This window comes from Burkholderia sp. ZZQ-2 (assembly GCF_050768715.1).
Lineage (GTDB): Bacteria > Pseudomonadota > Gammaproteobacteria > Burkholderiales > Burkholderiaceae > Burkholderia > Burkholderia cepacia.
On sequence record NZ_LDVA01000156.1, the window covers coordinates 24,990 to 48,138 of the forward strand.

A 23,149-nucleotide genomic window follows, 5' to 3' on the forward strand; every position below is an offset into this window, starting at 1 on the left:
ATGCTTGTCATTTCCGGCCAAAACGACATGACTTCCCCTCTCGCCAAGGATCGCCTCGGGCTGCGCCGGCCGACGATTCCGGTCGCCTACACGCGCCTGCTCCTGCAGGCGCTGGCCGCGCGCGGTGTCGACCTGGCCGCCGTGCGCGCCGGCACGGGCCTGCGCGATGCAGTGCTGGCCGAACCGGACGCGCGCGTCGCGCCGTCGCAATGGGGGCGGCTCGTGCTCAATGCGATCGAGATCGGCGGCGATCCGGGCATCGGGCTCGCGTTCGGGCTGCTGCTGAAGCCGACCGTGCACGGCTTTCTCGGCTACGCGACCCTGACCGCGCGGGACATCCGCGAGGCGCTATCCGTCACGCAGCGCTACTTCCGGATGCGCAACCGCCAATATCGCCTGACCTATGAAGAAGACGAACGCGGCGCGACGCTCGAACTGCACGGCGTGCAGGCGAGCCCCGTGCTGCAGCATCACGTGATGTTCGAATTCGTGCTGACCGGGCTCGCGCAGAACATCTCGCAATGGGCCGGGCGCGCGTCGCCGCCGATCGCGCTGCAATTCACGTGGCCGGAGCCGCCCTATTTCGCACGCTATCGCGACCAGTTGCCGCCGGTCGAATTCGGCTGCGCGGCCAACGCGCTGTGGATCGCGCGCGACGTGCTCGACTGGCCGCTGCCGCTCGCCGACGAAGTCGCGCACCGGCAGGCGCTCGTGCAGGTGGAGCGTGAGTATGCGCAGGTGCGCCAGGAGGAAGGCGATCTGGTCGAACGCGTGCGTGCGGAGCTGGCACGCGGGGCCGGCGATTACCCGGGGCCGGAGACGCTCGCCGATGCGCTGCTCGTGTCGACACGCACGCTGCGGCGCCGGCTCGAGGAAGCCGGGTCGAGCTATCGGCAGTTGCTCGACGAAGCGCGGTTTCGCGACGCGAAGCAGTTGCTCGCCGCGTCGGATCTCGACCTGAAGACGATCGCCGAGCGGCTGCAATTCACCGACCCGGCGAATTTCACGCGCGCGTTCCGGCGCTGGGCCGGGCAGACGCCGAGCGCCTATCGGGAGGCGGCTGCGGGCACGGCACGCGACTGATGCAGGGCCGCGACCGGCACGAGGTGCCGGCCCGCGATTTCATCGGTATGATCAATCCCACGCCCAAGCGGCGCCGACCGGCGCACTCTCCCGCCCCATGCCCAATCACACCACGCTGATCGAGTCGACGATCGACCGTATCGATACGAACCTCGTCCGGATCGCGGCCGACATCAGGAAGGCGCCGCTTTATCGCCTGACGATGCAGAACGCCTGCTACTTCATCGCCGCCGACGATTTCGACGCAGAGGCGTTCAAGCAGATCGATCGATTGAAGCCCGGGATGGCCGTGCGCGCGTGCATCTTCAACGATCGCGGCCGTCACCGGATCGCGTGGCTCAGAAGCAGCGACCTGGCGATCGCGCCTTACGATGCGCTCGGACAAAAGAGCCGCAACCTGACGCTGCTCACATGGGCATCGATCGTCTTCGTGCTGAGCCTGCTGATCGGTGCCGCCGTGTTCAGATCGGGCTGGGCGTTCGTCGGCGCCCTGGCCTTGCTCGCGAGCATCATCAGCCTGCTGGGCATCCTGCTCGCGATCGCGGGGCTGTCCGATCTGGTGTTCCGGCCTCAGCGTCGCGAGGCGCAGGAAAAGTGGCGGTACGAACCCGCCGGGTTCACGATGGAACGGAGCAACGGATGACCGGTCGCGCCATGCAAATCGCATCCGGCCGCGTGACGTCCGTCAGCCAGAAGACGATCACTACGCAGGTCTGGAGCAACAATCTCGGCTGGACGACGCAAGGCATCGAGGAGATCGCGCTGCAGCTCGACACGTTCGACGCGCCGCTCACGCTCGTGACCAGCGCCACGCGCAGCCTGTTCCTCGTCGCGGGCGATCGGCTGGAGGTGGCGTACGCCGAAGGCCCGGATCGCACGGCCATCTACGGCATCCACAACGCGACCGACGCCTCGGTGTATCTGGTTCGACCCGCGAAAGTCGCCGCGGCCCGCATCGATGTGTTCGCGACGCTATTCCTGCTGGTCGCCTTCGTCTTCATTCTCGGCATCATGTCCGCGGTGTCGCGCAGCCTCGACGGGATGCTCGACACGTTCGCGTGGTTCGCCGGGGGCGCGATCGGGTTCTTCCTGCTGAGCACGATCCTGCGCACCGTGTTCGGCGTGATCGTGTGGCCCGAGATCCGGCGGCTCAGGCAGCCCGGCGGCAAGCGCGAGATGAACGCCGCAAGGCAGGCGCTGTCGCTCGCGAACGACGATACGCCGAACATCCGTTTTCTCTGACGCGATACGCACGCGCCGCGTCAGCAGCCGACGACGATCCGCGCCCCACCGTCCCCCTCGCCCGCCTCGATCCGCACCTCGCCCGTCGCGGCGACGATCGCGTCGTACACGTCATCGGTCACGCACACCACCGGCACCGCGATCGCATACAGCTCGGCCGCCACGATCGCGCCGATCGAGATGATCAGGTCGCGCTCCTTCAGCACGATCCCGACCGGCCCCGTGCCGTTGCGCACGGCTTCCGCGAGCACGCTGCTGCTCGAACTCGAGCCCTTCGCGTGCGGCATCACCATCACCTTGCCGGCGAGGCTCGCACCGGCCTGCGGATGCCCGCGATCGACGATCTTTCCCGCGCCCGAATCGTAGCCGCCCCAGAAACTGAGCGGCTTGTCGAGCACGAACGCGCGTGCGCATGCGCTGCCCGGCACGAGCGTGTCGCCCGTCAAGCCCTTGCCCGTCGTTTCAGTCATCGAATCGCACCTTTCCTTCGAACGCCGACCGCACGCATTCGCGCATGCTGCCGTACGCGACCGTCACGCCGATGTTCGCGGGCGCATACGACGCCCATTTCCCCGAATTGGTCATCACCAGCCCTGACAGTTGCTTCATCACCGGCGTGATGTATGTGCAGGTGTCGACGACGATCTGAATGCCGCGCGCGGCGAATTTTTCCGCGAGGCCGGCTTCCTCCAGCTCCCACAAGATGAAGCGGCTCGTGTTCACGTAGAAATCGCAGGCCGGCTTGCCGTCGAACGCGTCGAGCAAGGTGCCGAGCGTGCGGAATTCGGCCAGCGAGAAATGCGGCGTGCCGAGCGCCACCGCGACGAGTGCGTCGCCGGCCGCGCCGTGGTTCAGCGTGCGGCGAATCTCGTCGAGGTCGGCCATCGCGACGTCGACCGTGCGTTGCGCCGCCTGCCCGCGCAACGCGGCGTCGAGCGTCGGCGCCTCGGGTGTGATGCCCACCGCATGGAACAGCGCGACGGCGCCGCTCGAGGCGGCCGCCGCGCCCAGCGCCTTGAGTTCGTCTTCGGTGGTATCCGCCGGCAGCCCGACGATCGCCGGCACGACCGCGCCCGCGATCCTGCCGATCAGCAGACCGAGCGCGGCGAAATAAATGTCGCGCGACAGCAGGCGGCTGAAGTCCGGCGCGTTGAACACGATCCGCGCGGCGCGGTTCGCTTCGACATGCAGCCCCGCATACGGCGCGCGCCCGGTGATCGCGGCAGCCAGGTCGAGAAAATCGCCATACCGGCTGGTGCGCGCACCGAGCACCGAGTTCGCGAACACGATCGCGTTCGATTCGGCCCACGCGATCTGCTCGCCTTTCGCGGGACGATTCTTCAGTTGATACGGCGCGCACGTGAAGCTCGATTCGCAGCCGAGTTGCAGATGCGCGTCCATCAGGCGCTGCGCGTCGCGCTGGATCGTGCGGTCGCCGTGGTACAGCTCGGGATGGATCAGGTCGAGCGACCCGACGTTCAGCGTGGTCGGCACCGCGACCTTCGCGCCGGTGTCGACGAAATATTCGACGAAGTCGAGGCTCGTCTGGCCGTGGTACAGGCAGCCGTCGATATGCGCGGACGTGATGTCGATCAGGTGCGGCGCGGACATCACCTGCGCCGTGCGTGCGACGATCCGCATCGCGCGCGCGACGCCATCGCCGTAATCCCCGCGCAGCATGGCGCTGTCGCGGTCACTCAACTGCAGCATCGGTTGCTCCTCTGACGCGTGCCGGCGGCGCCGGCCCGTGAAATCCGTCAGGGGACTCTACAACTGGAAATAAAAACTGTCCAGATCCGCGCCGATCCGGACAGTTTAAAAACCAATTTCAGCCATATAGCGTCACCGAAGTGGGCAATGGCTCGAATTCCGCTCCAGTTTGCCGCCGGTTCGTCTAGCGTTCCGCGGTCACGCTGAACAGCTCGTCGCGCAGCGCCTTCGCGCGGTCGCGTCCGAACTGCGTCTCGAATTCGTCCTGCGCAGCCTGCCACGCAACCAGCGCCCGCGCGAACGTGCGCTCGCCCGGCTTCGTGAGGCTCAACGCGTGCGCACGCGCATCGTGCTCAGACGCGGCCGTCGCGACGAAGCCGTCGCGCTGCAGCGGCTTCAGCGCACGCAGCAGCGTCGTGCGATCCATCACGAGGCTATCGGCGAGTTCGCTCATCAGCAGGCCGGGCCTGCGCGTCAGGTTCGACATGATCGAGAACTGGGCGGGCGTGACGCCAACCGGGGCCAGATGGCGTTCGTACAGTTGCGTGACGAAGCGCGCCGCCTGACGCAGCGCGAGACAGTTGCACGCCTGGGCAATCGAGGTGTCGTTCATGCCTCGCAATTTATATGTGCATATGCATAAAGTCAATGTACACTCCGCCGTAACCAGGCCGGCGGCCGGCCCTCGCGTCAAGGAGACGGACATGGACTACATCGACAAGCTGCGGATCTTCCGGTCGGTGGTGGAGCTGCGCAGCTTCACGCGCGCAGCCGACATGCTCGGCCTCGCCCGGCCTGTCGTGTCGCGCGCGGTCGCGGATCTCGAAGCGCGCTTCGGCAGCCGGCTGCTGCACCGGACCACGCGCCAGGTGTCGCTGACCGAAACCGCCGAGCGCATCTACGAGCGCTGCGCGGCCGTGCTGGACGAGCTCGACTCGCTCGAAGCGGAAGCGCAGTCGCCGACGCGCGAGCCCGAAGGCCTGTTGCGGCTCGTCGCGCACACGACGGCCGCGCTGAACCGGCTGGTGCCGCTGATCGCCGGCTTCAAGGCCGCGCACCCGAAGGTGCGCCTCGACGTGACGCTGACCGAGCGCCCGGTCGATCTCGTCGGCGAAGGCTACGACATCGGCATCGTCGTGCCGTACATGCTGACGAGCGAAACGACCGTCGTGCGGCTGGTCGAACGCATTCCGGTCGTGATCGTCGCGACACCCGCGTACCTGCGCGCGCATTCGCATCCCCAAACGCCGGCCGATCTGGCCGACCATCCGTTCGTGCCGATGTCGCCGTCGCTGCGGCGGCCCGCCTTGTCGTTCCGCATCGACGGCGACACGCTGACCGTGCCGTTCCGCTTCGACATCTCGTCGAACAGCCCCGTCTTCAACCGCGAAATGGTGATGCACGACTTCGGCATCGGCGTCGTGCCGAAAACGCTCGTCGGGGACGAACTCGCGTCGGGCGCGCTCGTGCAGCTGCTGCCGGACGCCGATCTCGTCGATGCCTTCGTCGAGATCAAGCTCGCGTACGCGAACCGCGCGCTGCTGCCCGCGAAGGTCAAGGCGTTCATCGACTACACGGCCGCCTACTGCGACCGCGAAGGCTGGATCGTTCCGGCTGCGGCCTGACGCCGATTGATACAGCCGTGACAACAATCTGATCCTGCGCCTCCGCTCGCTTCACGCCGTATTGCCACCTAACATGTGCACATGCACAAGACCACGCTCACCGACGATGATTGCTTTGCGGTCCGGCAAGCCGCCCGCCGGATCTCGCAGTTCTACGAGCGCTATCTGTCGCGGGCGGGCGTCACGCCGTCGCAATACAGCATTCTCGCGCTGCTGCGCGACCAGCCCGGCCTGACGATGGCGACCTTGTCGAGCGTGCTGGTGATCGAACGCACCGCGCTGCTGCGCGCGCTCAAGCCGCTCGTCGGCGCGGCGCTGGTGGCGGGCCGGATCGAGCCGCCGTGCCGCGGCCAGACGTTCGCACTCACCGAGCACGGCGAAACCAAGGTCGCCGATGCGCACGTGCACTGGCTCGCCGCGCAGGAAGCATTCGAGCGGTGTTTCGGGTCGGCGCAGGCGGCCCGCCTCAGAGACGAATTGTTCCGGATCACGCACAACCTGCCGGAACGCTGATTGACGACTTCCCCGACGGACGGCACGCCGTCTTTCGTTTTTATACGTGCATATACATAGGTGAATCGATGGAAACGACCCAAGCCGCTGCCGCGTCACGCGAAGCAGCCACAACCGACCAACCCGCGAAGCAACAGCGCCGCGTGCCGTGGATGCGCATCGCGGTGGGTGCCGTCATCGTCGTCGTGGCCGCCGCCGCGCTCGACTGGCTGTTCGTGCTGCGCTTCCAGGAAAGCACCGACGATGCCTATGTCGGCGGCGACGTGACGGTGCTCGCGCCGAAGGTCAACGGCTTCGTCGACAAGATCCTCGTGACCGACAACCAGCGCGTGAAGGCCGGCGACGTGCTCGTGCAGCTCGATGCACGCGACTACGACGCGAAGCTCGCACAGGCCAGCGCCGAAGTCGACAGCGCGCGCTCCGCCGTGACCGAACTCGAGGCGAAGCAGCAACTGCAATATGCGGTGATCGGACAGCACGCAGCGGACAAGAATGCTTCGTCGGCCGAGCTGACGCGCGCCGCATCGGATCGTGTGCGCTATCGCGAGCTCGTGAAATCCGACGCGGTGTCGAACCAGATCGTCGAACGCGCGGACGCCGATTACTCGAAGGCCGGCGCCGCCGTCGAACGCAGCGACGCCGCGCTGCTCGCGTCGAAGCGGCAGCTCGACGTGCTCGGCGCGCAGCTCGCCGACGCGCGGGCGCGCGTGAACACCGCGGTTGCCGCGCAGCGCGTCGCCGCGCTCAACGTCGAATACACGACGATCCGCTCGCCGGTCGACGGTTACGTCGGCAATCGCACGGGCCGCGTCGGGATGCTCGCGAACGTCGGCGTGCCGCTGCTGACGATCGTGCCGGCTTCCGGACTGTGGATCGACGCGAACTTCAAGGAAGACCAGCTTCGCAAGATGCACGCGGGCGATCGCGTCGACGTGTCGCTCGATGCGTCGAGCACGCGCCTGCACGGCCGCGTCGACAGCCTCGCGCCCGCGACCGGCGCGACCTTCAGCGTGCTGCCGCCCGAGAACGCGACCGGCAACTTCACGAAAATCGTCCAGCGCGTGCCCGTGCGCGTGCATCTCGATCCGCAGCCGGGCCTCGAGCACGTGCTGCGCCCCGGCCTGTCCGCGGTCGTGACCGTGCATACCGGCCGCGCGAACTGAACGGGAGACGACGATGACCACCGCGTTTTCCGGCGACCCGGCGTCGCAACCGACGAAGCAGCGCGTCTTCGCCTTCGCGCTGATGTGCGTCGGCTTCTTCATGGCGACGCTCGACATCCAGATCGTCGCGTCGTCGCTGCGCGACATCGGCGGCGGCCTGTCCGCCAGCCAGGACGAACTGTCGTGGGTGCAGACGGCCTACCTGATCGCCGAGATCATCGTGATCCCGATGTCGGGCTGGCTGTCGAAGGTGATGTCGACGCGCTGGCTGTTCGTCGCGTCGGCCGTCGGCTTCACGATCACGAGCATGCTGTGCGGGCTCGCGTGGGACATCAACTCGATGATCCTGTTTCGCGGGCTGCAGGGCGCGCTCGGCGCCGCGATGATCCCGACCGTGTTCACCACCGCGTTCGTGCTGTTCCCGGGCCGGCAGCGGCTGATCGCGTCGACGACCATCGGCGCGCTTGCGTCGCTCGCGCCGGCGATCGGCCCCGTGATCGGCGGCTGGATCACCGATCAATGGTCGTGGCACTGGCTGTTCTACCTGAACCTCGTACCGGGCATCGCGGTGGCCGCACTCGTGCCGCGCTACGTGCATATCGACGAACCCGACCTGAGCCTCATCAAGCGCGGCGACTACCTCGGCATCGTGCTGATGTCGGGTTTCCTCGGCTGCCTCGAATACGTGCTGGAGGAAGGCCCGCGCAAGAACTGGTTCGGCGACGATGCGATCGTGATCTGCGCGTGGATCTCGGGCATCTGCGGCTTCCTGTTCCTCGTGCATGCGCTGACCGCGAAAGATCCGATCGTCGACCTGCGCGCGCTCGCCGTGCGCAACTTCGGGATCGGCAGCCTGCTGTCGTTCGTGACCGGCATCGGGATCTTCGTGACCGTGTTCCTGACGCCGCTGTTTCTCGCGCAGGTGCGCGCATTCAGCTCGCTGCAGATCGGCATCGCGCTGCTGTCGGTCGGTGCGTTCCAGTTGGTCGCGCTCTGCGCGTATGCGTTCGCCGCGCGCTTCTTCAGCCTGCGTGCGCTGCTCGTGTTCGGGCTGATCTGTTTCGGCCTCGGCTGCTACCTGTACACGCCGATCACGCACGACTGGGGCTGGCGCGAATTGCTGCTGCCGCAGGCGCTGCGCGGCATCGGCCAGCAGTTCAGCGTGCCGCCGATCGTCACGATGGCGCTCGGCTCGCTGCCGCAGTCGCGGCTGAAATCGGCGAGCGGCCTGTTCAACCTGATGCGCAATCTCGGCGGGGCGATCGGCATCGCGGTGAGCGCGACGATGCTCAACGACCGGCTGAATTTTCACTACCTGCGGCTGAACGAGCACGTGAGCGCCGGCGAGCCGCAGATCGCGTCGCTGCTCGATCGACAGGCCGCGTACTGGGGCTCCGTCGCAGGCAATACGCTGAATACCGCGCAGGCCGGGCTGGCGAACCTGCATCGGCTGATCTATCGAGAGGCGCTGACGCTCACTTATGCGGATGCGTATTACGTGCTGTCGCTGTGTTTCGTCGTCGCGCTGTTTGCCGTCGTGTTTTCCAAACCCATTACGTTGAACGCGCCGCCGCCGGACGCGCACTGAGGCCAGGGTCATCATCATGAAAAAGCTACTCGTCGCGCTGGCTGTCAGCGCATTCGCCGCCGGGTGCGCGGTGCAGCCCGCGCAGCATCCGGTGCTGTCCGAATCCGTCCAGACGCTCGCACCCGCCGCATGGGATACCGACGTGCCGCGCACGGATATCGACGCGGCCGCCTGGTGGGCGCAATTCCACGATCCCGTGCTCGACCGGCTGATCGCGGTCGTGCTCGACGGCAACCTCGATCTGCAGGCCGCCGCCGAACGCGTGAAGCAGGCGCAGGCGCTGACCGTGCAGAAGCGCGCGGTGCTGCTGCCCGAACTCGACGCGACCGCGCATGCGGCCGACGCACGCCAGAACACGCCACCGCCGCTCGGTTATGTGCGGCAGGCCGGCGCGGGGCTCGCGCTGAGCTGGTCGCCCGACGTGTTCGGCGGCGAGCGGCTCGACCTGCTCGCCGCGCAGGCGGAACTCGTCGGCCAGAAGCATGCGGAAGATGCGATGCGGCTCGCGCTCGCAGCGGATGCGGCGTCCGCGTATGTCGATCTGCGTTGGGCACAGCAGGAACTGAAGATCCTTCAGGACAACGCGAAGATCCGCCAGCATGCGCTCGAACTCACGCGCAAGCGACAGGCGTTCGGGCTGTCGACGGAACTCGACGTCACGCGTGCGCAGAACCAGCTCGACGCGCTCGAAGCGCGGATTCCGCCGACGCAGGCGCAGATCTCGCATCAGCTCAATCTCATTGCCGTGTATTCGGGGCGCACGCCGGAATCGGTCGATCGGCTCGTGCTCGCGCAGGCCGGCGACATTCCCGCACCGCCGGCTGGCGCGCCTGGTACGCTGCCTTCGCAGGCGTTGCTGCGGCGGCCCGATGTGCTGACTGCGTATGCGCAGGTCGAGCGGCGGGCGGCGCAAGTCGGCGTGGCGAAGGCCGAGCGGTATCCGAAGTTTTCGTTGAACCTGACGGACGGGATTCTCGCGGCTTCCTATCTCGGGTTGCCGACGTTGACCGACAACCTGTTCAGCGCGGCGTTGAGCGCGACGAGCCCGATCTTCAATGCAGGTCGGATTACGGCCGATATCTCGCAGAGCGAAAGCCGGATGCGCGAGTCGGAACTCGGGTTGCGGCAGACGATGCTGCAGGCGTTGCGGGAAGTCGAGGATGCACGCGCGAATCTCGTCAGCACCGATGAGGCGACGCGGCGGCTCGATAGTGCGCTCGCTGCGTCGGACAAGGCGCTCGGGCTGGCGAATCAGCTCTACAAGGGTGGCGCGACGGATTTTCTGGATGTGCTGTCGGCGCAGGAGGTGTATCTGCGGGATTCGGATTCGCTCAACCAGGTCAGGCGCGAGCATGCGCTGGCGGCGGTCGCGCTTTATCGGTCGCTTGGGGGCGGGTGGAGCAGGAACGACGCGGCGGGAGGGCCGACGGTGGAGGCGGTGGCGAAGAACTGAACGTGATCACGATACGACGCCGGCTTCAACACTTGCCGGCGTCCCGCTCGTCAACCGCACGACCCCAGACATCTGACCGACGACAACGCGATCAGGTAAACCGCCAGCCACGCAATGCCCAGCCCCGCGATGACGGTGACGATACGCGTGATGAGCTTGTGCCAGAACCGGATCGCAGCGAACACTCCCGCCGCCAGCAGGAGCCCGATGAGGATCGGGCCGAGCACGTTCATCGCAGCGTTACCGATCCAGCGCCAGCTTCGCGCCGAGCCCCAACAGAATCGTCCCCATCACCGCATCGATCGGCTTACGCAGTTTCGCGTAACCCGTCTGCACGCGGTTCGTCGAGAACAGCACGGCCACCGTGCAGAACCATGTCAGCGATACGGCGACGACCACGGCCAGCGTCGCGCCATGCACCCATGCCGGCGCATGCGCGGGCAGCAGCGTGACGAACAGGCTGCCGAAGAACGCGGCGGCCTTCGGGTTGGTCAGGCCGACCAGCAGCCCTTTCCGGTATGCATGCACGCCGCCGCGAACGATCGGCTGGCTTGCCGCTTCAGCCTGCCGTGCCGACTGGCGCAGGCCCGACAGCGTTCTGATGCCCAGGTAAATCAGGTAAGCCGCACCGGCGATGCGGATCGCCTCGTACAGCCACGCGAGCTTCGCGACGATCAGCCCGAGCCCGAAAATCGCCATCGCCGCCCACACGGCATGCGACGACGCAATGCCCGACGCGGCCAGCAAACCCGCACGGCGATTGCCGAGCGCATGGGACGAAACAGCGATCAGGTCGGGGCCGGGGCTGACGCACGCCAGCAACATCACGCCGCCGACTGCGGCGAGTTGGGGAAGATAGCTCATGGCGGTTCGTGAGGATTCAGGTGAGGAGGAATGCCGGCTTACTCTAGCACGCCGATTCTGGTTGCATGCGGGACGATCTGAAACGCGGCGCGCCGGCAGCCACATACTTTCCCTCGTGCCGCCGCCGCGGGCCTTGCAACCGCGTATTACAGGGGCGGGCGCGTCGGCAGGCTCCGCGTGGATCGATACGGTGTGTGCGACAAATTAGCCGCCGCTTGAAAGGCGATGTTCGAAGTTTTGTCTGCGCTGCGGCGGTTAGTCAGACGGCGTCGGGCCAGCGGTAGCCGATCACTTCGTTCAACGGGTACGCGAGTTCGCGCACCTCTTCCAGTTGATTGCCGCCAAACAGATGTACGTGCTCGTCGTCGTGACGCAGGTAGAAACCGACATGCCCTTTCCAGCTCGCGGGATCGTCGCGCGTCAGGATCGCGATGCAGCCGTACACAGGGCGCTCCAGCGGCCGGCCCCATTCGAGCCACGAACGCGCGAGCGCGGAGCCCGTCCCGCGAATGCCGGCGTGCGTCATGCACCAGTTGACGAACGACGAGCACCAGGAAATCTTGTCGTCGTAGCCGACCAGGTTCGTCTGGTTGTTGTATTCGACGATGCGCGGATTGATGCTGCCGGGCGGATGGCGGCGGATGCCGAGTTCCGCCATCGCGACGGGCATCCAGGGCGGGTGGGCGGTGTCCGGTTTGCTCTCGGGGTTGAATGCGGTCACGTCGTTCTCGGGCGAGTGTGATGTGCGGTCAATCTTCGCACGAATGATGCGAGGCGACGAGCACCTGTACGCGTGGCCTCGCGTTGTACGAGCGCGTTCAAGTGCCTGACGACCATGCTCGGCGACAGGCCAGCTTCGGAACCGGGAGAGCGTGGTGCGCCGATCGAATCGAAGCGTAACGAATCGATCGCGCGCGAGGGTTGGACGCGCCTTGTCGTGCGCGCCCGGGTGACTCACCTGCGTTGGGTGTCGGGTACCGCGGCGTTACCTTTAACCGCGTGTGTCGATCCAGCGACGTGCCCAGCGAGCCGAGTGCCGCAGTGCCTGCGCTTCGCTCGCGAAGTAATCGAGCGAATAGAACTGGTAGCGGCCTTCCGCGGGTGTGCTGTCGGTACGTTCGAGCACCAGGTTGGATGAAAAACTACCGTCGGGCAAACGATGCGCCGAGGGTTGGACGGCATAGCCGTTGTATTGTTGAATTCGTTTGTTTTGCATTTTTAATTTTAATCATGTTCGAGTGCGCGCATGCCGTGCGCAATATGCACGGACGCGTCGATTCAAAGCTATTGCAAGCTGAATCTGAAGCTTTCGGAAAGCGAAAGTGAGGCGTTGCTGCCGGAGGGGGGAATGAAGTGCAACGAGGCGTGTGGCGCTTGGCGAGCTGCTGAATGAACAGATGCAGCTAAGAGCAATCGCGCCAACTTCAGGAGACGAAGCTCCGTGGGGGTGTCGCTGCGACCCGGCGTCCGTCGTGGGAGGCCGGGCCCTTCAAACTTTACAGCGGCGTGATGTTGGCCGCTTGCAGACCCTTCGGGCCCTGCTTCGTTTCGAAGCTCACTTTCTGGTTTTCAGCCAGCGTCTTGAAGCCGTCGGCACGAATTTCGGAGAAGTGGGCGAACAGGTCGTCACCGCCGTTATCCGGCGTGATGAAGCCAAAACCCTTGCTGTCGTTGAACCACTTGACGATACCGGTATCCATGAAGATTCCTTGAGAAAAAAATAGAGAGATTTGCGCCGTTGAAGAGCGCGTGAAGCGTCAAGGAGGGAGAGGACAACGAATACCGCTGTGGAAAGCGAGCAATTGATGAACAGCAATCGGACTTCTTGGACTTCGATGCGTACACTAACCGCCGGGCTGGCGCGCGTCAACTGCTAACTTGTAACTGTTTCTCCCGGTGACCCATTTTTTCGGACAAAGCGATACGACCCTATCTTGCTGTGCGCCCTGCCTGACAGGGCGCAAAGGTTGGACAACAGATCGACGGATTGTGCTTCCGGCCTTACCTGCCGCCAGCGCCACCTTCTTGCCCGCGGACACGCATTCAAATGCTTGCCGACCATGCTCGGCTTCCATAGTCAGGCTGCCGGTACTGACGATCTCGACGAACACCGCCATGCCTTCGAAGCGGCCCGCGGGGATTTGGTGGGGCGAAGGGAGATGGAGCGAGAGTCCAGCGCGACACATTGGGTGCGCGTCGCGGTCAATCTTGGGTTAGAACGTCAAGCCCAGCTCTTTTTCTCGAATCGTCGGTATAACGTGATTCAGAAAGCATTCTGCAAGTCCGAAAATGCTAATAGTGACCTCCGAGAACCTGTCCGTCTCAACTTTTACGTAAGTTGCCATCAAGTTGGATTCAGCCTGGAGAAATATCTTGCGGTGATCTGCATGCGCATACCCCAACACAAAAGATTTCATGTGCATTAGCGCATTCAGCGCATGGCGATAGCTGTTCTCCCAATCCTCGAAATCGTCGTCAATTATTTTCACAACACCAATATTTATAGAAGGGAAATTATTTTCCATAATTCCACAGAATTCATTCACCTTCCTTGCATGAAACCCGAATTCAAGCAGATCAGAAACAACTACTTCGCTCCAGGAGTCGCTCCACTCTCCGGGGAACACCGATCCCGCGAATGCGACTAAACGCAGAGCATGCGATCGCGCCCGCTCTATGTGTATTTCAGTAAGCCTTTTGCGACTTTTCTCCACCACTATCTTCTCCCGGACTACTTCAAAATACGTTTACCACTTCAATATGGCCATACCACAAGACGGCATTGACCGGTTGAATCCGCAACTGACACCAGCCCCTCAAGCCGCGATGGGTTTTTGCATGAATATGCTCAACGGGTCATTCGCGTAACCGCCGAACGGCCCGCGGCGCTGATACCCCGCGGATGCATATAAGGCCAGCGCCTCGTGTTGATAGGGTCCGGTTTCAAGCGTGAGCAACGTGCAACCGAGATCGATCGCCCGGGACTCGAGCAGCGCCATGAGTTTCCTCGCGACACCCTGCCCGCGACCTTGCGGGCTGACATACATCCGCTTCAGTTCGCCGTATTCAGGAGTGAGGACAACCGCGCCGCAACCGATCGCTTTGCCGTCGCTATCCCGCGCGACGGCAAACAGCACATTGGATTGATTCAGCGACGCGATATCCAGAGCGTGCCGGCTCTCGGGCGGGTACAGGGTGTCCTGGTACGCATCGAGATCGGCGATGAGGGCGATCACGTCAGGTTGATCGGGAGACTCGAAGGCGATGGTCATGGCTGACGAAGCTGGGCAGAAAAGGGAAATTGAAGTACCCGGCGACGAAGCTGTATTCGACATCGATGGCTGCCTGATCTTCAATCGCTGATTGTCGGCGATGCTTCCGGTGCTGTCGAACGTGTCAAAAAGCGGGCGAATCCGATCGCCTCGAGATTCCGAGGCAATCGCATTCCGTCCTATTGAATAACCGCATCGACCATCGCCTGTGCTTCGGACAGAAAACGCGAATAGCGCCGCTGTTTGGGCAATTGCTGCGCGAAGCAGGCTGGCCGCTGTTCCTCGGGCACGCGCTCCGCACTGCAGGCGACGATCTTCGGCAATGTCGCGTCCCGCCACAGGATATAAATCCGCGCGCCCTGCCTGATCGACACGGCCAGCGTATTCGGCCCGTCCGGCATCCCGTCCTGGCTTTCACCCAGCAGCAACGCCTTCACCGCCGCATCGGCCGGCTTCCGCTTCACCGGCAATTCGGCAAACCGGAATGCCGCGGCGTCGTGACCGAACACATCGGTGTAAAACGTCGCGTTATCGAAAATCGACGCGACATCATCCGTCGACCTGATCCCCGCATCCGCCGTCCTGGCCCAGGCCGTCAAAAGCGGAACCGTCGTCACGACGAGGTTCACCTTGCCGTCACCCGACTTCAGGAGCAGTCCATCCGGCCCGGGCGTCGTCCCGTCGTCGATGGAGAGGCCGTCGACGGTGCTCCCCGCCGTCGCGGAAAAGCCTCTCGCCCTGACCTTCCCGACAAGCCTGGCCAGCCGTGCATTCACCTCCGGCGTGTACTTCCTGTCCAGTTCCGCCTTGTCGTCCGGTTTCGCCGCCCCGATCGCGTCGACAGCCTGCTTCCGATACGCGAGGTAGGAATCGGTCGGCGACGCAATCACCTTCACCCCCACCCCGGCGATCACCGCGACGAGCACCACTGCCCCCACCCCGATCTTCCACCTGGAAAAACGCTTCATTTTTTATGGACGTCACCGAATCCCGCACCGACATGCAAAACGGCTGCCGTGAACCCACGGCAGCCGTCCCTCAGAAACGCTCCATTCTAAATCGCGAATCAGCCTTTATTCATCCACCTTGAAAGCCGACACGAGCCTCGTCAATTCCGCCGCCTGCTGCTTCAAACTCTCCGCCGCCGCTGCGCTTTCCTCGACCAAAGCCGCATTCTGCTGCGTCATCTGATCCAAAGACTGCACCGCATCGCCGATCTGATCGATCCCGGCGCTCTGCTCCAGGCTGGCTTCGGCGATCTCGCTCATCATCGCGCTCACGCCCTGCACCTGCGACACGACATCGCTCATCACCTTCCCCGCCTCGCTGACCAGCCGCGATCCGGTATTCACCGTGCCCGCGCTATGCTCGATCAGCGCCTTGATCTCCTTGGCCGCCTGCGCGCTGCGCTGCGCCAGATTCCGCACTTCCGAAGCGACAACAGCAAACCCGCGCCCCTGCTCCCCGGCCCGCGCCGCCTCGACGGCCGCATTCAGCGCGAGAATGTTCGTCTGGAACGAAATGCTGTCGATCATCACGATGATCTCGGAGATCCGCTGCGACGCGTTGCTGATCTGCTCCATCGTCGTCACGACCTCACCCACCACCTGGCCGCCGCGCGCCGCCGTATCCGACGCGCCGTTGATCATCTTCGCGGCCGTCGTGGCCGTCTCGGTGTTGTTGCGCACCACGGCCGTGATCTCTTCCATCGACGAAGCCGTCCGCTCCAGGTTGCTCGACTGCCCTTCGGTACGTTCGCTCAGGTCAGCATTCCCCGACGCAATCTGCGCCGAACCCGTGGCAATCGACGCGGACGCCGCGCGAATGCTGTGCACCAGCGTCGACAGCGACGACACGAACCGGTTGAACGCGTCCGACAACTGCCCGATTTCGTCCTGGCTCTCGACCGTCATCCGGCGCGTGAGGTCGCCCTGGCCGCTGGCGATCTCCGACAGCAGCGTCGCCGCGCGGCGGATCGGCGCGGCAATCGCGCGGCCCACCAGCCAGATCACGAGCAGCGCGACCGCGAGGCCCACCACCGCCGCGACCAGCGCCGCGCTGCGGATCGCGCGCGTCACCGGCCCGAGCAGTTCGGCCTGCGGCACCTCGACGACGACATACGCGTTCAGCTCCGGAATGAACGACGTCGCGATGAAGCGCGCGCCGCCGTCGCCGTCGTAGCTCAGGTACGCATACGGCTTGCCGGCCAGCAGCGTCGACGACGCATCGCCGGGCAACCCCTGCTGGTCCTTCATGAAATGCTTGCCGTCGATCAGCGACGAATCGCGATGCATCATGATCGCGCCGTCGGGACGCACGAGATACGCGAACCCGGTCTCGCCGATCCGGTAGGCGGCGATCCCCTTCGCGAGCGCATCGACGGACAGGCTCATGCTGGCCGCGCCGATCGGCACGCCGTCGAGCTCGACGCGGCTGTTGATGAACATCATGTAGCCGCCGACCGTCACCTCGCGGTCCATGTTCACGTCGAACGCCTTGCCGGACGACAGGAAGCCGGTCAGCCACTGATCCTTGTCGGTCACCTTCCGTTGCAGGCCGGATTCGTTGTAGTAGTTGCCGCTCTTCACGGACACCCACTGCACCGACGCGGCCTTCTGCTCGTCCTTCACGTTCTTCGCGAGCTGGATCCAGTTGCGCGTGCCGGCGTCGGGTTCGCCGTCGGCTTCCCATTGCAGCAGGAACGCGTCGCGCGCGAGAATCCGCGACGCGGCGATCGGCCCGGCCATCTGCCGCTGCACGTCGGCGCGGATGCCGTTCACGGCCGTCGGCAGCTCCTCGCGGACGACGCGATCGCGCACCGCGTTGCCGATCAGACGGATGCTGAGTCCGCTCGAGATCGCGACGAACACGAGCAGGCAACTCGTCATGCTGAGAATCAGCTTGTTCTGAATGGAAAGCTTGCGCCAGAAGTGCATGGGGAACCCTCGGTAACCGCTCGGTCTGAGCCAGTTTGGGTTATCGGCACGCACGCGCGGAACCGCATCGCGGATTTCAGATGTTCATCATGCGAGATTCGTTATGTTGTTATCAGGCGGGCATGGCCGGCCGCCTGTCGACTCGCGATCAGCGCAAATCAGTATGCGACGAAGATCGTGACGCGCCGGTTTCGCGCCCGCGAAGCCGCATCGTCGCCGGCCACGAGCGGCTGCGTATCGGCCCGCCCGATCGCCGCCAGGCGATGCGGCGCCACGCCGCGCTCGGTCAGGTAGCGCACGACGCTCCCCGCACGCGCCGACGACAGCTCCCAGTTCGATTCGTATTTCGCGTTTGCGATCGGCAGGCTGTCGGTATGCCCTTCGACGAGGATGTCTCCGGTCGCGTGCTCGCTCAGCGCCTGCGCAATCTGGTTCAGCACCGGCGACGAATCAGGCAGCAAGCGCGCGTCGCCGACATTGAACAGGATCTTCGCGTCGATGCCGATCTCGACACCATGCGGCGCCTTCACCAGCGAAATCCGGCCGTTCGACTTCAACGAATCGAACAACGCGAGCCACGGCGGCGCATGGTCGGGCGTAGCCGCATCGGCCGCACTCGCGGCACCACCAGCCTGCCGCGCAAGCGTCTGGTACCGCGCGTCGAGCGCGTTGTATTTCGCGAGCTGGAGCACGTACAACGCGAGGAACAGCACCATCAGCGTCGTGATGAGATCCGCGTACGAAATCAGCCAGCGGCCGGACTGCGCGCCTTCGACTTCGTGGTCGTCGCGATCGGCGGCGGAGGCACCGTCAGTTCGAGCAGTCATGCGATTGGAAATCCCGGTTGGTCGTCCGACACACGCTCGTCACGCAAGCGATTCCGCCGCGCGCCCGCGCACGTCGCCGGTCAGGCGCGTTTCGATCGTATGCGGCGATTCCTTGCGCGATATCGCCAGGAAACCGTCGAGATACAGCTTGCGAAACCGCAGCTCGCTGTCGATCTGCGCACGCAGCTTGCCGTAAAGCGGCAGGAACACGAGGTTCGCGAACGCCAGCCCGTACAGCGTCGCGATGAACGCGACCGCGATGCCCGGCCCGAGCTGCGCCGGTTCGAGCATGTGGCTCGTCACCTGCACGAGCCCGAGCACCGACCCGAGAATGCCGAACGTCGGCGCATATCCGCCCGCCTGCTGCCACACGCGCGCGGCCGCCAGGCGGCTGCGTTCGTACGCATCGAGTTCGCGCTGCAACGCGTCCTCGAGCACGGCGGTCGACACGCCGTTCGCCAGCAGTTCGAGCCCGCGGCGCGCGAACGGATGGATGCCGCTCACGTCCATCGATTCGAACGCGAGCAGCCCGTCGAGCTTCGCGCGGTCGCCCCATTCGAGCAGGTCGGACAGATTCTTGCGATCGACCTCGCGCGCCCGCACGAACGCGAGCCGCAACTGTTTCACCGCGTCGAAGAAGCGTGCCCAGGTGTTCTGGATCATCACCGCGCCGAGCGTGCCGCCGAGCACGATGACGAGCGCCTCGAACTGGAACAGCATCGGGAAATGCCCGCCTTCGAGCGCGAAGCCGAACACGATCGCCGCGCCGCCCAGCACCACACCCGCCAGGGTCAACAGATCCATGCGCGCCCCCTTGGTCATGCATCCGATGCCGATGCGACGGGCGTGGTGCCCGCCGCCGGCGCCTTCGCCGCGCGCACGGCATCCAGCACGCGCCGCTCGATGTCCTCGATCTCGACCGGATCGAGCTTGAGCTCGCGACGCATCACCCACGACACCTCGTTGCGCCGCGCCTCGGTCATCACGGAGAACAGCTTGTCGGCCACCGCGCGATCGTCGAGATTCGCGATCAGCTTCGCGAGATCGTAGGTGTCGAACGCGCTGATGACGTCGAACAGCGTGCGCTGGTCGATCCACACGAGATCCTCCAGCGCGCGCACGTCGCCGCCGCGACGCGCGTTGCGCCGCGAGAAGTACGCGACGCCCTTCTGCTCGACGTAACTGAGCACCTTCGATTTGCGGAACGCGAACACTTCGTCGGCAATCTCGCCGTTCGACAGCTTGTTGAGCAGCATCGTCTTCTCGACGCCGATCAGCGATTCGAGATCGGCGAGCTCGATGAGCTCGAGTTCGCTGTTGATCGACAGGTCGAGATCGTGATCGGCCACCTGTTGCGCGCGATCGATCACGCGCGCGGCGTCGAACGTGACGACCTGGCGCGCATCCGACGACGCCGCGTAATCGGCCGCCCCGCCGGCGTGGTCCGCCTGCGCTGCTTCGATCGTGACGAGATTGAGCTTCTCCATGCGTCGCAGCATCGCGAGCACGTGCGGCCGCGAGTGGCCGGCGATCGCACGGCATTTGCGGATCACTTCGGCGAGCGGCACCGACGTTTCGGCCGCATGCGCCTGCATCGGCCGGCGCGTCCACGCGTCGCCGGTTTCGCGCGCATCGGCGCCCGCCATCAGCGCCAGCACATGCGCATACGACAGCACGCCCGGCATGAAGTCGGCATGCGTATAGGTCGCGAGCTGGTCGTCCTTGCGCTTCACGCGGCGGATCATCGTGCGCACGATATGACGCAGCAGCGCCGACACACGCTCGATTTCCTCGTCGAGCATGCCGGCCGGCACGACCGTCAGCTGACAGAATGAAAGCGCCTTCGCGGTATGGGCACGCGGCTCGGCCGCGAGCAACGCCGATTCACCGAAGAACTCGCCCCGACCGAGCGTCGCGACGACGACACGCTTGTCGTCGCATCGCGTGGACAGTTCGACCTTGCCGTCGGTGATCAGAAAGATGACGGGCTCGCCCGCAAAACCCTCGGAATAAATGATTTCCCCGGGCGCCGCCGTACGCGTCCACGATTGCTGACGATTCAAGTCGATTCCCCTGCTGCGCTGATTGTTGCGGACTGCGCGTCGCACGTCGGAAGCATGCGATCGCGAGTCGTCCCCGTGACTCGTTTACGTCATCGCGCTCAACATCCTTTAGGGCATTCGTCCTCGCGTCGAACCGAAATCAAGGTAAAACGTTTGCGCGTTACGCCGCCGGATCGAAACGTCCGTTTCGATGCCGGTGCGTGTAGTGCAATTGAAAGCGACGTGCGATCCCGCGCGTCAGAACTCCATGTCGAGTTCGTCGATGTCTTCGTGCTCCGCCTTCGCCGCATCGATCCACTCCGTCACGAACGGATGCGCGAGCACCTGCATGCAGTACTCGGCGATATCGGGCTCCAGCTTCACGTCGTAGGTCAGGAAGCGCGTGACGACCGGCGCATACATCGCGTCGGCGATCCCGATCTCCGCGCCGAACAGCCAGGGGCCGCCGTACGCGGCCAGGCACTCGCGCCAGATCGTCACGATCCGCTCGATGTCGTGCTGCGCGCGCGACCAGATCCGGAAGCCGGGGAAATGCGCGCGCAGGTTCATCGGCAACGCGGACCGCAACGCGCTGAAACCGGAATGCATCTCGCCGCAGATCGACCGGCAATGCGCGCGCGCTCGCCGGTCTTCGGGCAGCAGCCGCGCCTGCGGCCGAATCTCGTTCAGGTATTCGGCGATCGCGAGCGTGTCCCACACCGTGTTGCCGTCGTGCGTCAGGCACGGCACGAGAATCGACGGCGACAGCAGCAGCAACTCCGCGCGCGACGCGGCATCGATCGGCACGCTGACCGTCTCGAACACGAGCCCGCTCAGCTTCGCGAGCAGCCAGCCGCGCATCGACCACGACGAGTAATTGCGGCTGCTGATGGTCAGCGTCGTCTGTCCGGTGACTTCCATGTCGCTCCCCTGTCCAAAACCGTTCGTGCCCCTGCACCGAAAACGGACGCCACGCGGCTCACCCGCACCATGCCGGTGCCGCGGATTCGCCGAACCGGCGCGGCAACGCACGCTGTCGCGGCGCCAGACCGGCGCCGCAACGCATCGCACGCGCCTGCCGATTCTCGCGTGCCGCCTGCGGCGCCGCGCTTCCGAACCGCGTGCAACGCGCGTGCCAGCCACGGGCTGGCACATGGCTTGCCTCGTTCGATGCAACGCGGCACAACGAGCAAAGGCCATGAATCTGCTTGCCTATCCGTTCTATCAATGGTCTGCCGAATGCGTGCGCCCGGCGCGCGCATGGGCCGCGGCTGCCCGCGCGACGATGTCGCTGTGGCCGCCCTCCACCGCGACGCCGACCGGCCGCATGCTCGACGCGCTGTGCGAACTGCTCGAATGCTGCGCGTTCTCGCACCGGCGTCCGCCGTTCGGCATCGCGTCGATCGTCGTCGACGGCAAAACGGTGCCGATCGTCGAGGAAGCCGCCGCAGCCAGCCCGTTCGGCACGCTGCTGCATTTCCGCAAGGCGCTGCCGGTCGCGCCCCAGCCGCGCGTGCTGATCGTCGCGCCGATGTCCGGGCATTTCGCGACGCTGTTGCGCGGCACCGTGCATACGATGCTGGCCGACCACGACGTGTACATCACCGACTGGCACAACCCGCGCGACATCCCGCTGACGGCCGGGCGGTTCGGCTTCGACGAATACGTCATGCACGTGATCGACTTCATCCGCCAGATCGGCCCGGATGCGCACGTGCTCGCGGTCTGCCAGCCGACTGTCGCCGCGCTCGCGGCGGTCGCGCTGATGGCCGCCGGCGGCGATCCGGCGCAGCCCGCGAGCCTGACGCTGATGGCGGGGCCGATCGACTGCCGCGTGAATCCGACCAAGGTCAACGCGCTCGCGACGAGCCAGCCGATCGAATGGTTCGCGCGGAACCTGATCAGCGTCGTGCCGGCGGGCTTCGTCGGCGCGCAGCGATGCGTGTATCCGGGTTTCGTGCAGGTCGGCGCGTTCATGTCGATGAATCCCGATCGCCACGCGGCGTCGTTTGCCGACCTGTATTACGAGCGCGCGAAAGGCGACCCGGCGAAAGCCGACACCCTGCGGCACTTCTACGACGAATACTTCGCCACCGCCGACCTCACCGCGGAGTTCTATCTGGAAACGGTCGAGAAGGTGTTCCAGCAATACGCACTCGCGCGCGGCGAGCTGACGGTCGGCGACCGGCTCGTCGAGCCGGCGGCGATTCATCGCACCGCGCTGTTGACGATCGAAGGCGAGAAGGACGATATCTGCGCGGTCGGCCAGACGGTCGCCGCGCAGGAGCTGTGTTCGGGATTGCCGTCGTACCTGAAGACGCACCACGTGCAGACCGGGGCGGGCCACTACGGCGTGTTCAACGGCAGCCGCTGGGAAACGCAGATCTATCCGATCGTGCGCGCGACGATCCATGACAACGAGCCGTACGATCGCACCGCGGGCGCGGAAGGCGACGCGGACGGCACGCACTACGTGACGCTGCGCGCGCTGCTCGACGCGCGCGCAGCGGCGCACGACGGCGCGACCGATACGACCGCCGCGGCGTCGGATCACGCCCGCTGAAACCGGACGGCGCTAAAAACGAATCGCCCCGCCGAGGTTGGCGGGGCGTGAGTGGCCGCAGCGTGCGGACGACGCGCGAGGAATCAGGCTCGCGCGTCGGCCTGCGTTACGAACAGGCCTTGCCGTGCGACGCGTGGTAGCCCTTCGCCTTCGCATCGGCTTCCGACATGTAGCTGCCGTGCTTCGTCTTGCCGTAATACTTGTCGGTCGAGCAGTGATAGACCTTCGTGCTGTCGTTGACCCACACCTTGCCCGGGCCGCCGCCCGG

Annotated in this window: 25 protein-coding genes and 1 pseudogene; 9 read left to right on the forward strand and 17 right to left on the reverse strand. The window is 65.2% G+C overall.

All coding sequences use genetic code 11. The features are described 5' to 3' along the window. The 3 genes from ABY44_RS09360 to ABY44_RS09370 all read left to right on the forward strand — a co-directional run bounded on the left by ABY44_RS09360 (position 1) and on the right by ABY44_RS09370 (position 2,325). Positions 1-1,083: an AraC family transcriptional regulator gene (locus tag ABY44_RS09360; RefSeq protein ID WP_060173091.1), complete on the forward strand. Its 1,083-nt coding sequence runs from the start codon at positions 1-3 to the stop codon at positions 1,081-1,083. Positions 1,084-1,180: 97 nt separating this feature from the next. Next, on the forward strand, positions 1,181-1,726 hold the full coding sequence (locus ABY44_RS09365; protein WP_060173090.1) for a hypothetical protein: 546 nt from the start codon (positions 1,181-1,183) through the stop codon (positions 1,724-1,726). Between the two features lie 11 nt (positions 1,727-1,737). Beyond that, positions 1,738-2,325 carry a hypothetical protein gene (locus ABY44_RS09370; RefSeq protein ID WP_230948806.1) on the forward strand — a complete coding sequence of 196 codons (588 nt, stop codon included), beginning with the start codon at positions 1,738-1,740 and terminating at the stop codon, positions 2,323-2,325. Between the two features lie 20 nt (positions 2,326-2,345). Here ABY44_RS09370 and ABY44_RS09375 read toward each other — a convergent pair whose 3' ends face one another. From ABY44_RS09375 to ABY44_RS09385, 3 genes are all read right to left on the reverse strand, one after another. Next, complete coding sequence (locus ABY44_RS09375) at positions 2,346-2,795, reverse strand: aconitase X swivel domain-containing protein (protein ID WP_027790976.1); 450 nt, start codon at positions 2,793-2,795, stop codon at positions 2,346-2,348. Beyond that, positions 2,788-4,035, reverse strand: coding sequence for an aconitase X (locus ABY44_RS09380; protein ID WP_431641138.1), 1,248 nt, complete (start codon positions 4,033-4,035; stop codon positions 2,788-2,790). Before ABY44_RS09380 ends, ABY44_RS09375 begins: the two co-directional genes overlap by 8 nt. A 184-nt stretch (positions 4,036-4,219) precedes the next feature. Beyond that, positions 4,220-4,648, reverse strand: coding sequence for a MarR family winged helix-turn-helix transcriptional regulator (locus tag ABY44_RS09385; RefSeq protein ID WP_027790974.1), 429 nt, complete (start codon positions 4,646-4,648; stop codon positions 4,220-4,222). Between the two features lie 91 nt (positions 4,649-4,739). Between ABY44_RS09385 and ABY44_RS09390 the strand changes: the two genes are divergently transcribed. From ABY44_RS09390 to ABY44_RS09410, 5 genes are all read left to right on the forward strand, one after another. Then, positions 4,740-5,660, forward strand: coding sequence for a LysR family transcriptional regulator (locus tag ABY44_RS09390; protein WP_060173088.1), 921 nt, complete (start codon positions 4,740-4,742; stop codon positions 5,658-5,660). 81 nt (positions 5,661-5,741) lie between these two features. Beyond that, the gene (locus ABY44_RS09395) at positions 5,742-6,173 is read left to right on the forward strand and encodes a MarR family winged helix-turn-helix transcriptional regulator (protein ID WP_060083373.1); all 432 of its coding nucleotides are present in this window, start codon (positions 5,742-5,744) and stop codon (positions 6,171-6,173) included. 68 nt (positions 6,174-6,241) lie between these two features. Continuing rightward, on the forward strand, positions 6,242-7,336 hold the full coding sequence (locus ABY44_RS09400; protein ID WP_060173087.1) for an HlyD family secretion protein: 1,095 nt from the start codon (positions 6,242-6,244) through the stop codon (positions 7,334-7,336). 13 nt (positions 7,337-7,349) lie between these two features. Continuing rightward, entirely contained in the window at positions 7,350-8,924 is a 1,575-nt protein-coding gene (locus ABY44_RS09405) for a DHA2 family efflux MFS transporter permease subunit (RefSeq protein WP_027790970.1), read from the forward strand. Positions 8,925-8,940: 16 nt separating this feature from the next. Further along, positions 8,941-10,377 (forward strand): efflux transporter outer membrane subunit, encoded by a 1,437-nt coding sequence (locus tag ABY44_RS09410; protein ID WP_060173086.1) that lies wholly within the window; start codon positions 8,941-8,943, stop codon positions 10,375-10,377. A gap of 50 nt (positions 10,378-10,427) precedes the next feature. Here the strand turns inward: ABY44_RS09410 and ABY44_RS09415 are convergent, their stop codons facing one another. The 13 genes from ABY44_RS09415 to ABY44_RS09475 form a co-directional block, all read right to left on the reverse strand. Further along, complete coding sequence (locus ABY44_RS09415) at positions 10,428-10,610, reverse strand: hypothetical protein (RefSeq protein WP_060173085.1); 183 nt, start codon at positions 10,608-10,610, stop codon at positions 10,428-10,430. 7 nt (positions 10,611-10,617) lie between these two features. Continuing rightward, positions 10,618-11,241 (reverse strand): LysE family transporter, encoded by a 624-nt coding sequence (locus ABY44_RS09420; RefSeq protein WP_059693876.1) that lies wholly within the window; start codon positions 11,239-11,241, stop codon positions 10,618-10,620. A 259-nt stretch (positions 11,242-11,500) separates the two neighbouring features. Next, the gene (locus tag ABY44_RS09425) at positions 11,501-11,911 is read right to left on the reverse strand and encodes a TIGR02594 family protein (RefSeq protein ID WP_027790966.1); all 411 of its coding nucleotides are present in this window, start codon (positions 11,909-11,911) and stop codon (positions 11,501-11,503) included. A gap of 321 nt (positions 11,912-12,232) precedes the next feature. Next, positions 12,233-12,457, reverse strand: a complete 225-nt coding sequence (locus tag ABY44_RS09430) for a hypothetical protein (RefSeq protein WP_021157316.1) — start codon at positions 12,455-12,457, stop codon at positions 12,233-12,235. Positions 12,458-12,737: 280 nt separating this feature from the next. Further along, entirely contained in the window at positions 12,738-12,941 is a 204-nt protein-coding gene (locus ABY44_RS09435) for a cold-shock protein (protein WP_027790965.1), read from the reverse strand. 513 nt (positions 12,942-13,454) lie between these two features. Then, positions 13,455-13,955, reverse strand: coding sequence for a hypothetical protein (locus ABY44_RS09440; protein ID WP_196487977.1), 501 nt, complete (start codon positions 13,953-13,955; stop codon positions 13,455-13,457). Positions 13,956-14,057: 102 nt separating this feature from the next. Next, positions 14,058-14,513 carry a GNAT family N-acetyltransferase gene (locus ABY44_RS09445; protein ID WP_060173083.1) on the reverse strand — a complete coding sequence of 152 codons (456 nt, stop codon included), beginning with the start codon at positions 14,511-14,513 and terminating at the stop codon, positions 14,058-14,060. Between the two features lie 179 nt (positions 14,514-14,692). Further along, positions 14,693-15,481 (reverse strand): hypothetical protein, encoded by a 789-nt coding sequence (locus tag ABY44_RS09450; RefSeq protein ID WP_431641139.1) that lies wholly within the window; start codon positions 15,479-15,481, stop codon positions 14,693-14,695. Between the two features lie 105 nt (positions 15,482-15,586). Beyond that, a complete protein-coding gene (locus tag ABY44_RS09455) occupies positions 15,587-17,449 on the reverse strand; it encodes a methyl-accepting chemotaxis protein (protein WP_060173081.1) in 1,863 nt (620 codons plus the stop codon). 158 nt (positions 17,450-17,607) lie between these two features. Next, positions 17,608-18,276: an OmpA/MotB family protein gene (locus ABY44_RS09460; protein WP_060173080.1), complete on the reverse strand. Its 669-nt coding sequence runs from the start codon at positions 18,274-18,276 to the stop codon at positions 17,608-17,610. Between the two features lie 39 nt (positions 18,277-18,315). Continuing rightward, the gene (locus ABY44_RS09465) at positions 18,316-19,080 is read right to left on the reverse strand and encodes a flagellar motor protein (protein WP_059684574.1); all 765 of its coding nucleotides are present in this window, start codon (positions 19,078-19,080) and stop codon (positions 18,316-18,318) included. Positions 19,081-19,094: 14 nt separating this feature from the next. Further along, positions 19,095-20,339: a Crp/Fnr family transcriptional regulator gene (locus ABY44_RS09470; protein WP_060173079.1), complete on the reverse strand. Its 1,245-nt coding sequence runs from the start codon at positions 20,337-20,339 to the stop codon at positions 19,095-19,097. 237 nt (positions 20,340-20,576) lie between these two features. Further along, positions 20,577-21,239: a glutathione S-transferase family protein gene (locus ABY44_RS09475; protein ID WP_059693869.1), complete on the reverse strand. Its 663-nt coding sequence runs from the start codon at positions 21,237-21,239 to the stop codon at positions 20,577-20,579. Between the two features lie 277 nt (positions 21,240-21,516). Here ABY44_RS09475 and ABY44_RS09480 point away from each other — a divergent pair, with 277 nt between their 5' ends. Next, a complete protein-coding gene (locus ABY44_RS09480) occupies positions 21,517-22,881 on the forward strand; it encodes a polyhydroxyalkanoate depolymerase (protein WP_060173078.1) in 1,365 nt (454 codons plus the stop codon). Between the two features lie 106 nt (positions 22,882-22,987). Here ABY44_RS09480 and ABY44_RS09485 read toward each other — a convergent pair. Further along, positions 22,988-23,149 (reverse strand): annotated as a pseudogene (locus tag ABY44_RS09485) (DUF3761 domain-containing protein); the annotation flags it as partial.

Excerpts from the sequence above, each read along its gene's own strand:
- ABY44_RS09370 (WP_230948806.1), top strand. The coding sequence starts at position 1,738 with ATGCAAATCGCATCCGGCCGCGTGACGTCCGTCAGCCAGAAGACGATC.
- ABY44_RS09430 (WP_021157316.1), bottom strand. The coding sequence starts at position 12,457 with ATGCAAAACAAACGAATTCAACAATACAACGGCTATGCCGTCCAACCC.
- ABY44_RS09425 (WP_027790966.1), bottom strand. The coding sequence starts at position 11,911 with ATGCCCGTCGCGATGGCGGAACTCGGCATCCGCCGCCATCCGCCCGGC.
- ABY44_RS09380 (WP_431641138.1), bottom strand. The coding sequence starts at position 4,035 with ATGCTGCAGTTGAGTGACCGCGACAGCGCCATGCTGCGCGGGGATTAC.
- ABY44_RS09365 (WP_060173090.1), top strand. The coding sequence starts at position 1,181 with ATGCCCAATCACACCACGCTGATCGAGTCGACGATCGACCGTATCGAT.
- ABY44_RS09385 (WP_027790974.1), bottom strand. The coding sequence starts at position 4,648 with ATGAACGACACCTCGATTGCCCAGGCGTGCAACTGTCTCGCGCTGCGT.
- ABY44_RS09445 (WP_060173083.1), bottom strand. The coding sequence starts at position 14,513 with ATGACCATCGCCTTCGAGTCTCCCGATCAACCTGACGTGATCGCCCTC.
- ABY44_RS09375 (WP_027790976.1), bottom strand. The coding sequence starts at position 2,795 with ATGACTGAAACGACGGGCAAGGGCTTGACGGGCGACACGCTCGTGCCG.
- ABY44_RS09450 (WP_431641139.1), bottom strand. The coding sequence starts at position 15,481 with ATGAAGCGTTTTTCCAGGTGGAAGATCGGGGTGGGGGCAGTGGTGCTC.
- ABY44_RS09360 (WP_060173091.1), top strand. The coding sequence starts at position 1 with ATGCTTGTCATTTCCGGCCAAAACGACATGACTTCCCCTCTCGCCAAG.
- ABY44_RS09480 (WP_060173078.1), top strand. The coding sequence starts at position 21,517 with ATGAATCTGCTTGCCTATCCGTTCTATCAATGGTCTGCCGAATGCGTG.
- ABY44_RS09420 (WP_059693876.1), bottom strand. The coding sequence starts at position 11,241 with ATGAGCTATCTTCCCCAACTCGCCGCAGTCGGCGGCGTGATGTTGCTG.
- ABY44_RS09405 (WP_027790970.1), top strand. The coding sequence starts at position 7,350 with ATGACCACCGCGTTTTCCGGCGACCCGGCGTCGCAACCGACGAAGCAG.
- ABY44_RS09395 (WP_060083373.1), top strand. The coding sequence starts at position 5,742 with ATGCACAAGACCACGCTCACCGACGATGATTGCTTTGCGGTCCGGCAA.
- ABY44_RS09465 (WP_059684574.1), bottom strand. The coding sequence starts at position 19,080 with ATGGATCTGTTGACCCTGGCGGGTGTGGTGCTGGGCGGCGCGGCGATC.
- ABY44_RS09455 (WP_060173081.1), bottom strand. The coding sequence starts at position 17,449 with ATGCACTTCTGGCGCAAGCTTTCCATTCAGAACAAGCTGATTCTCAGC.
- ABY44_RS09410 (WP_060173086.1), top strand. The coding sequence starts at position 8,941 with ATGAAAAAGCTACTCGTCGCGCTGGCTGTCAGCGCATTCGCCGCCGGG.
- ABY44_RS09435 (WP_027790965.1), bottom strand. The coding sequence starts at position 12,941 with ATGGATACCGGTATCGTCAAGTGGTTCAACGACAGCAAGGGTTTTGGC.
- ABY44_RS09475 (WP_059693869.1), bottom strand. The coding sequence starts at position 21,239 with ATGGAAGTCACCGGACAGACGACGCTGACCATCAGCAGCCGCAATTAC.
- ABY44_RS09390 (WP_060173088.1), top strand. The coding sequence starts at position 4,740 with ATGGACTACATCGACAAGCTGCGGATCTTCCGGTCGGTGGTGGAGCTG.
- ABY44_RS09400 (WP_060173087.1), top strand. The coding sequence starts at position 6,242 with ATGGAAACGACCCAAGCCGCTGCCGCGTCACGCGAAGCAGCCACAACC.
- ABY44_RS09415 (WP_060173085.1), bottom strand. The coding sequence starts at position 10,610 with ATGAACGTGCTCGGCCCGATCCTCATCGGGCTCCTGCTGGCGGCGGGA.
- ABY44_RS09460 (WP_060173080.1), bottom strand. The coding sequence starts at position 18,276 with ATGACTGCTCGAACTGACGGTGCCTCCGCCGCCGATCGCGACGACCAC.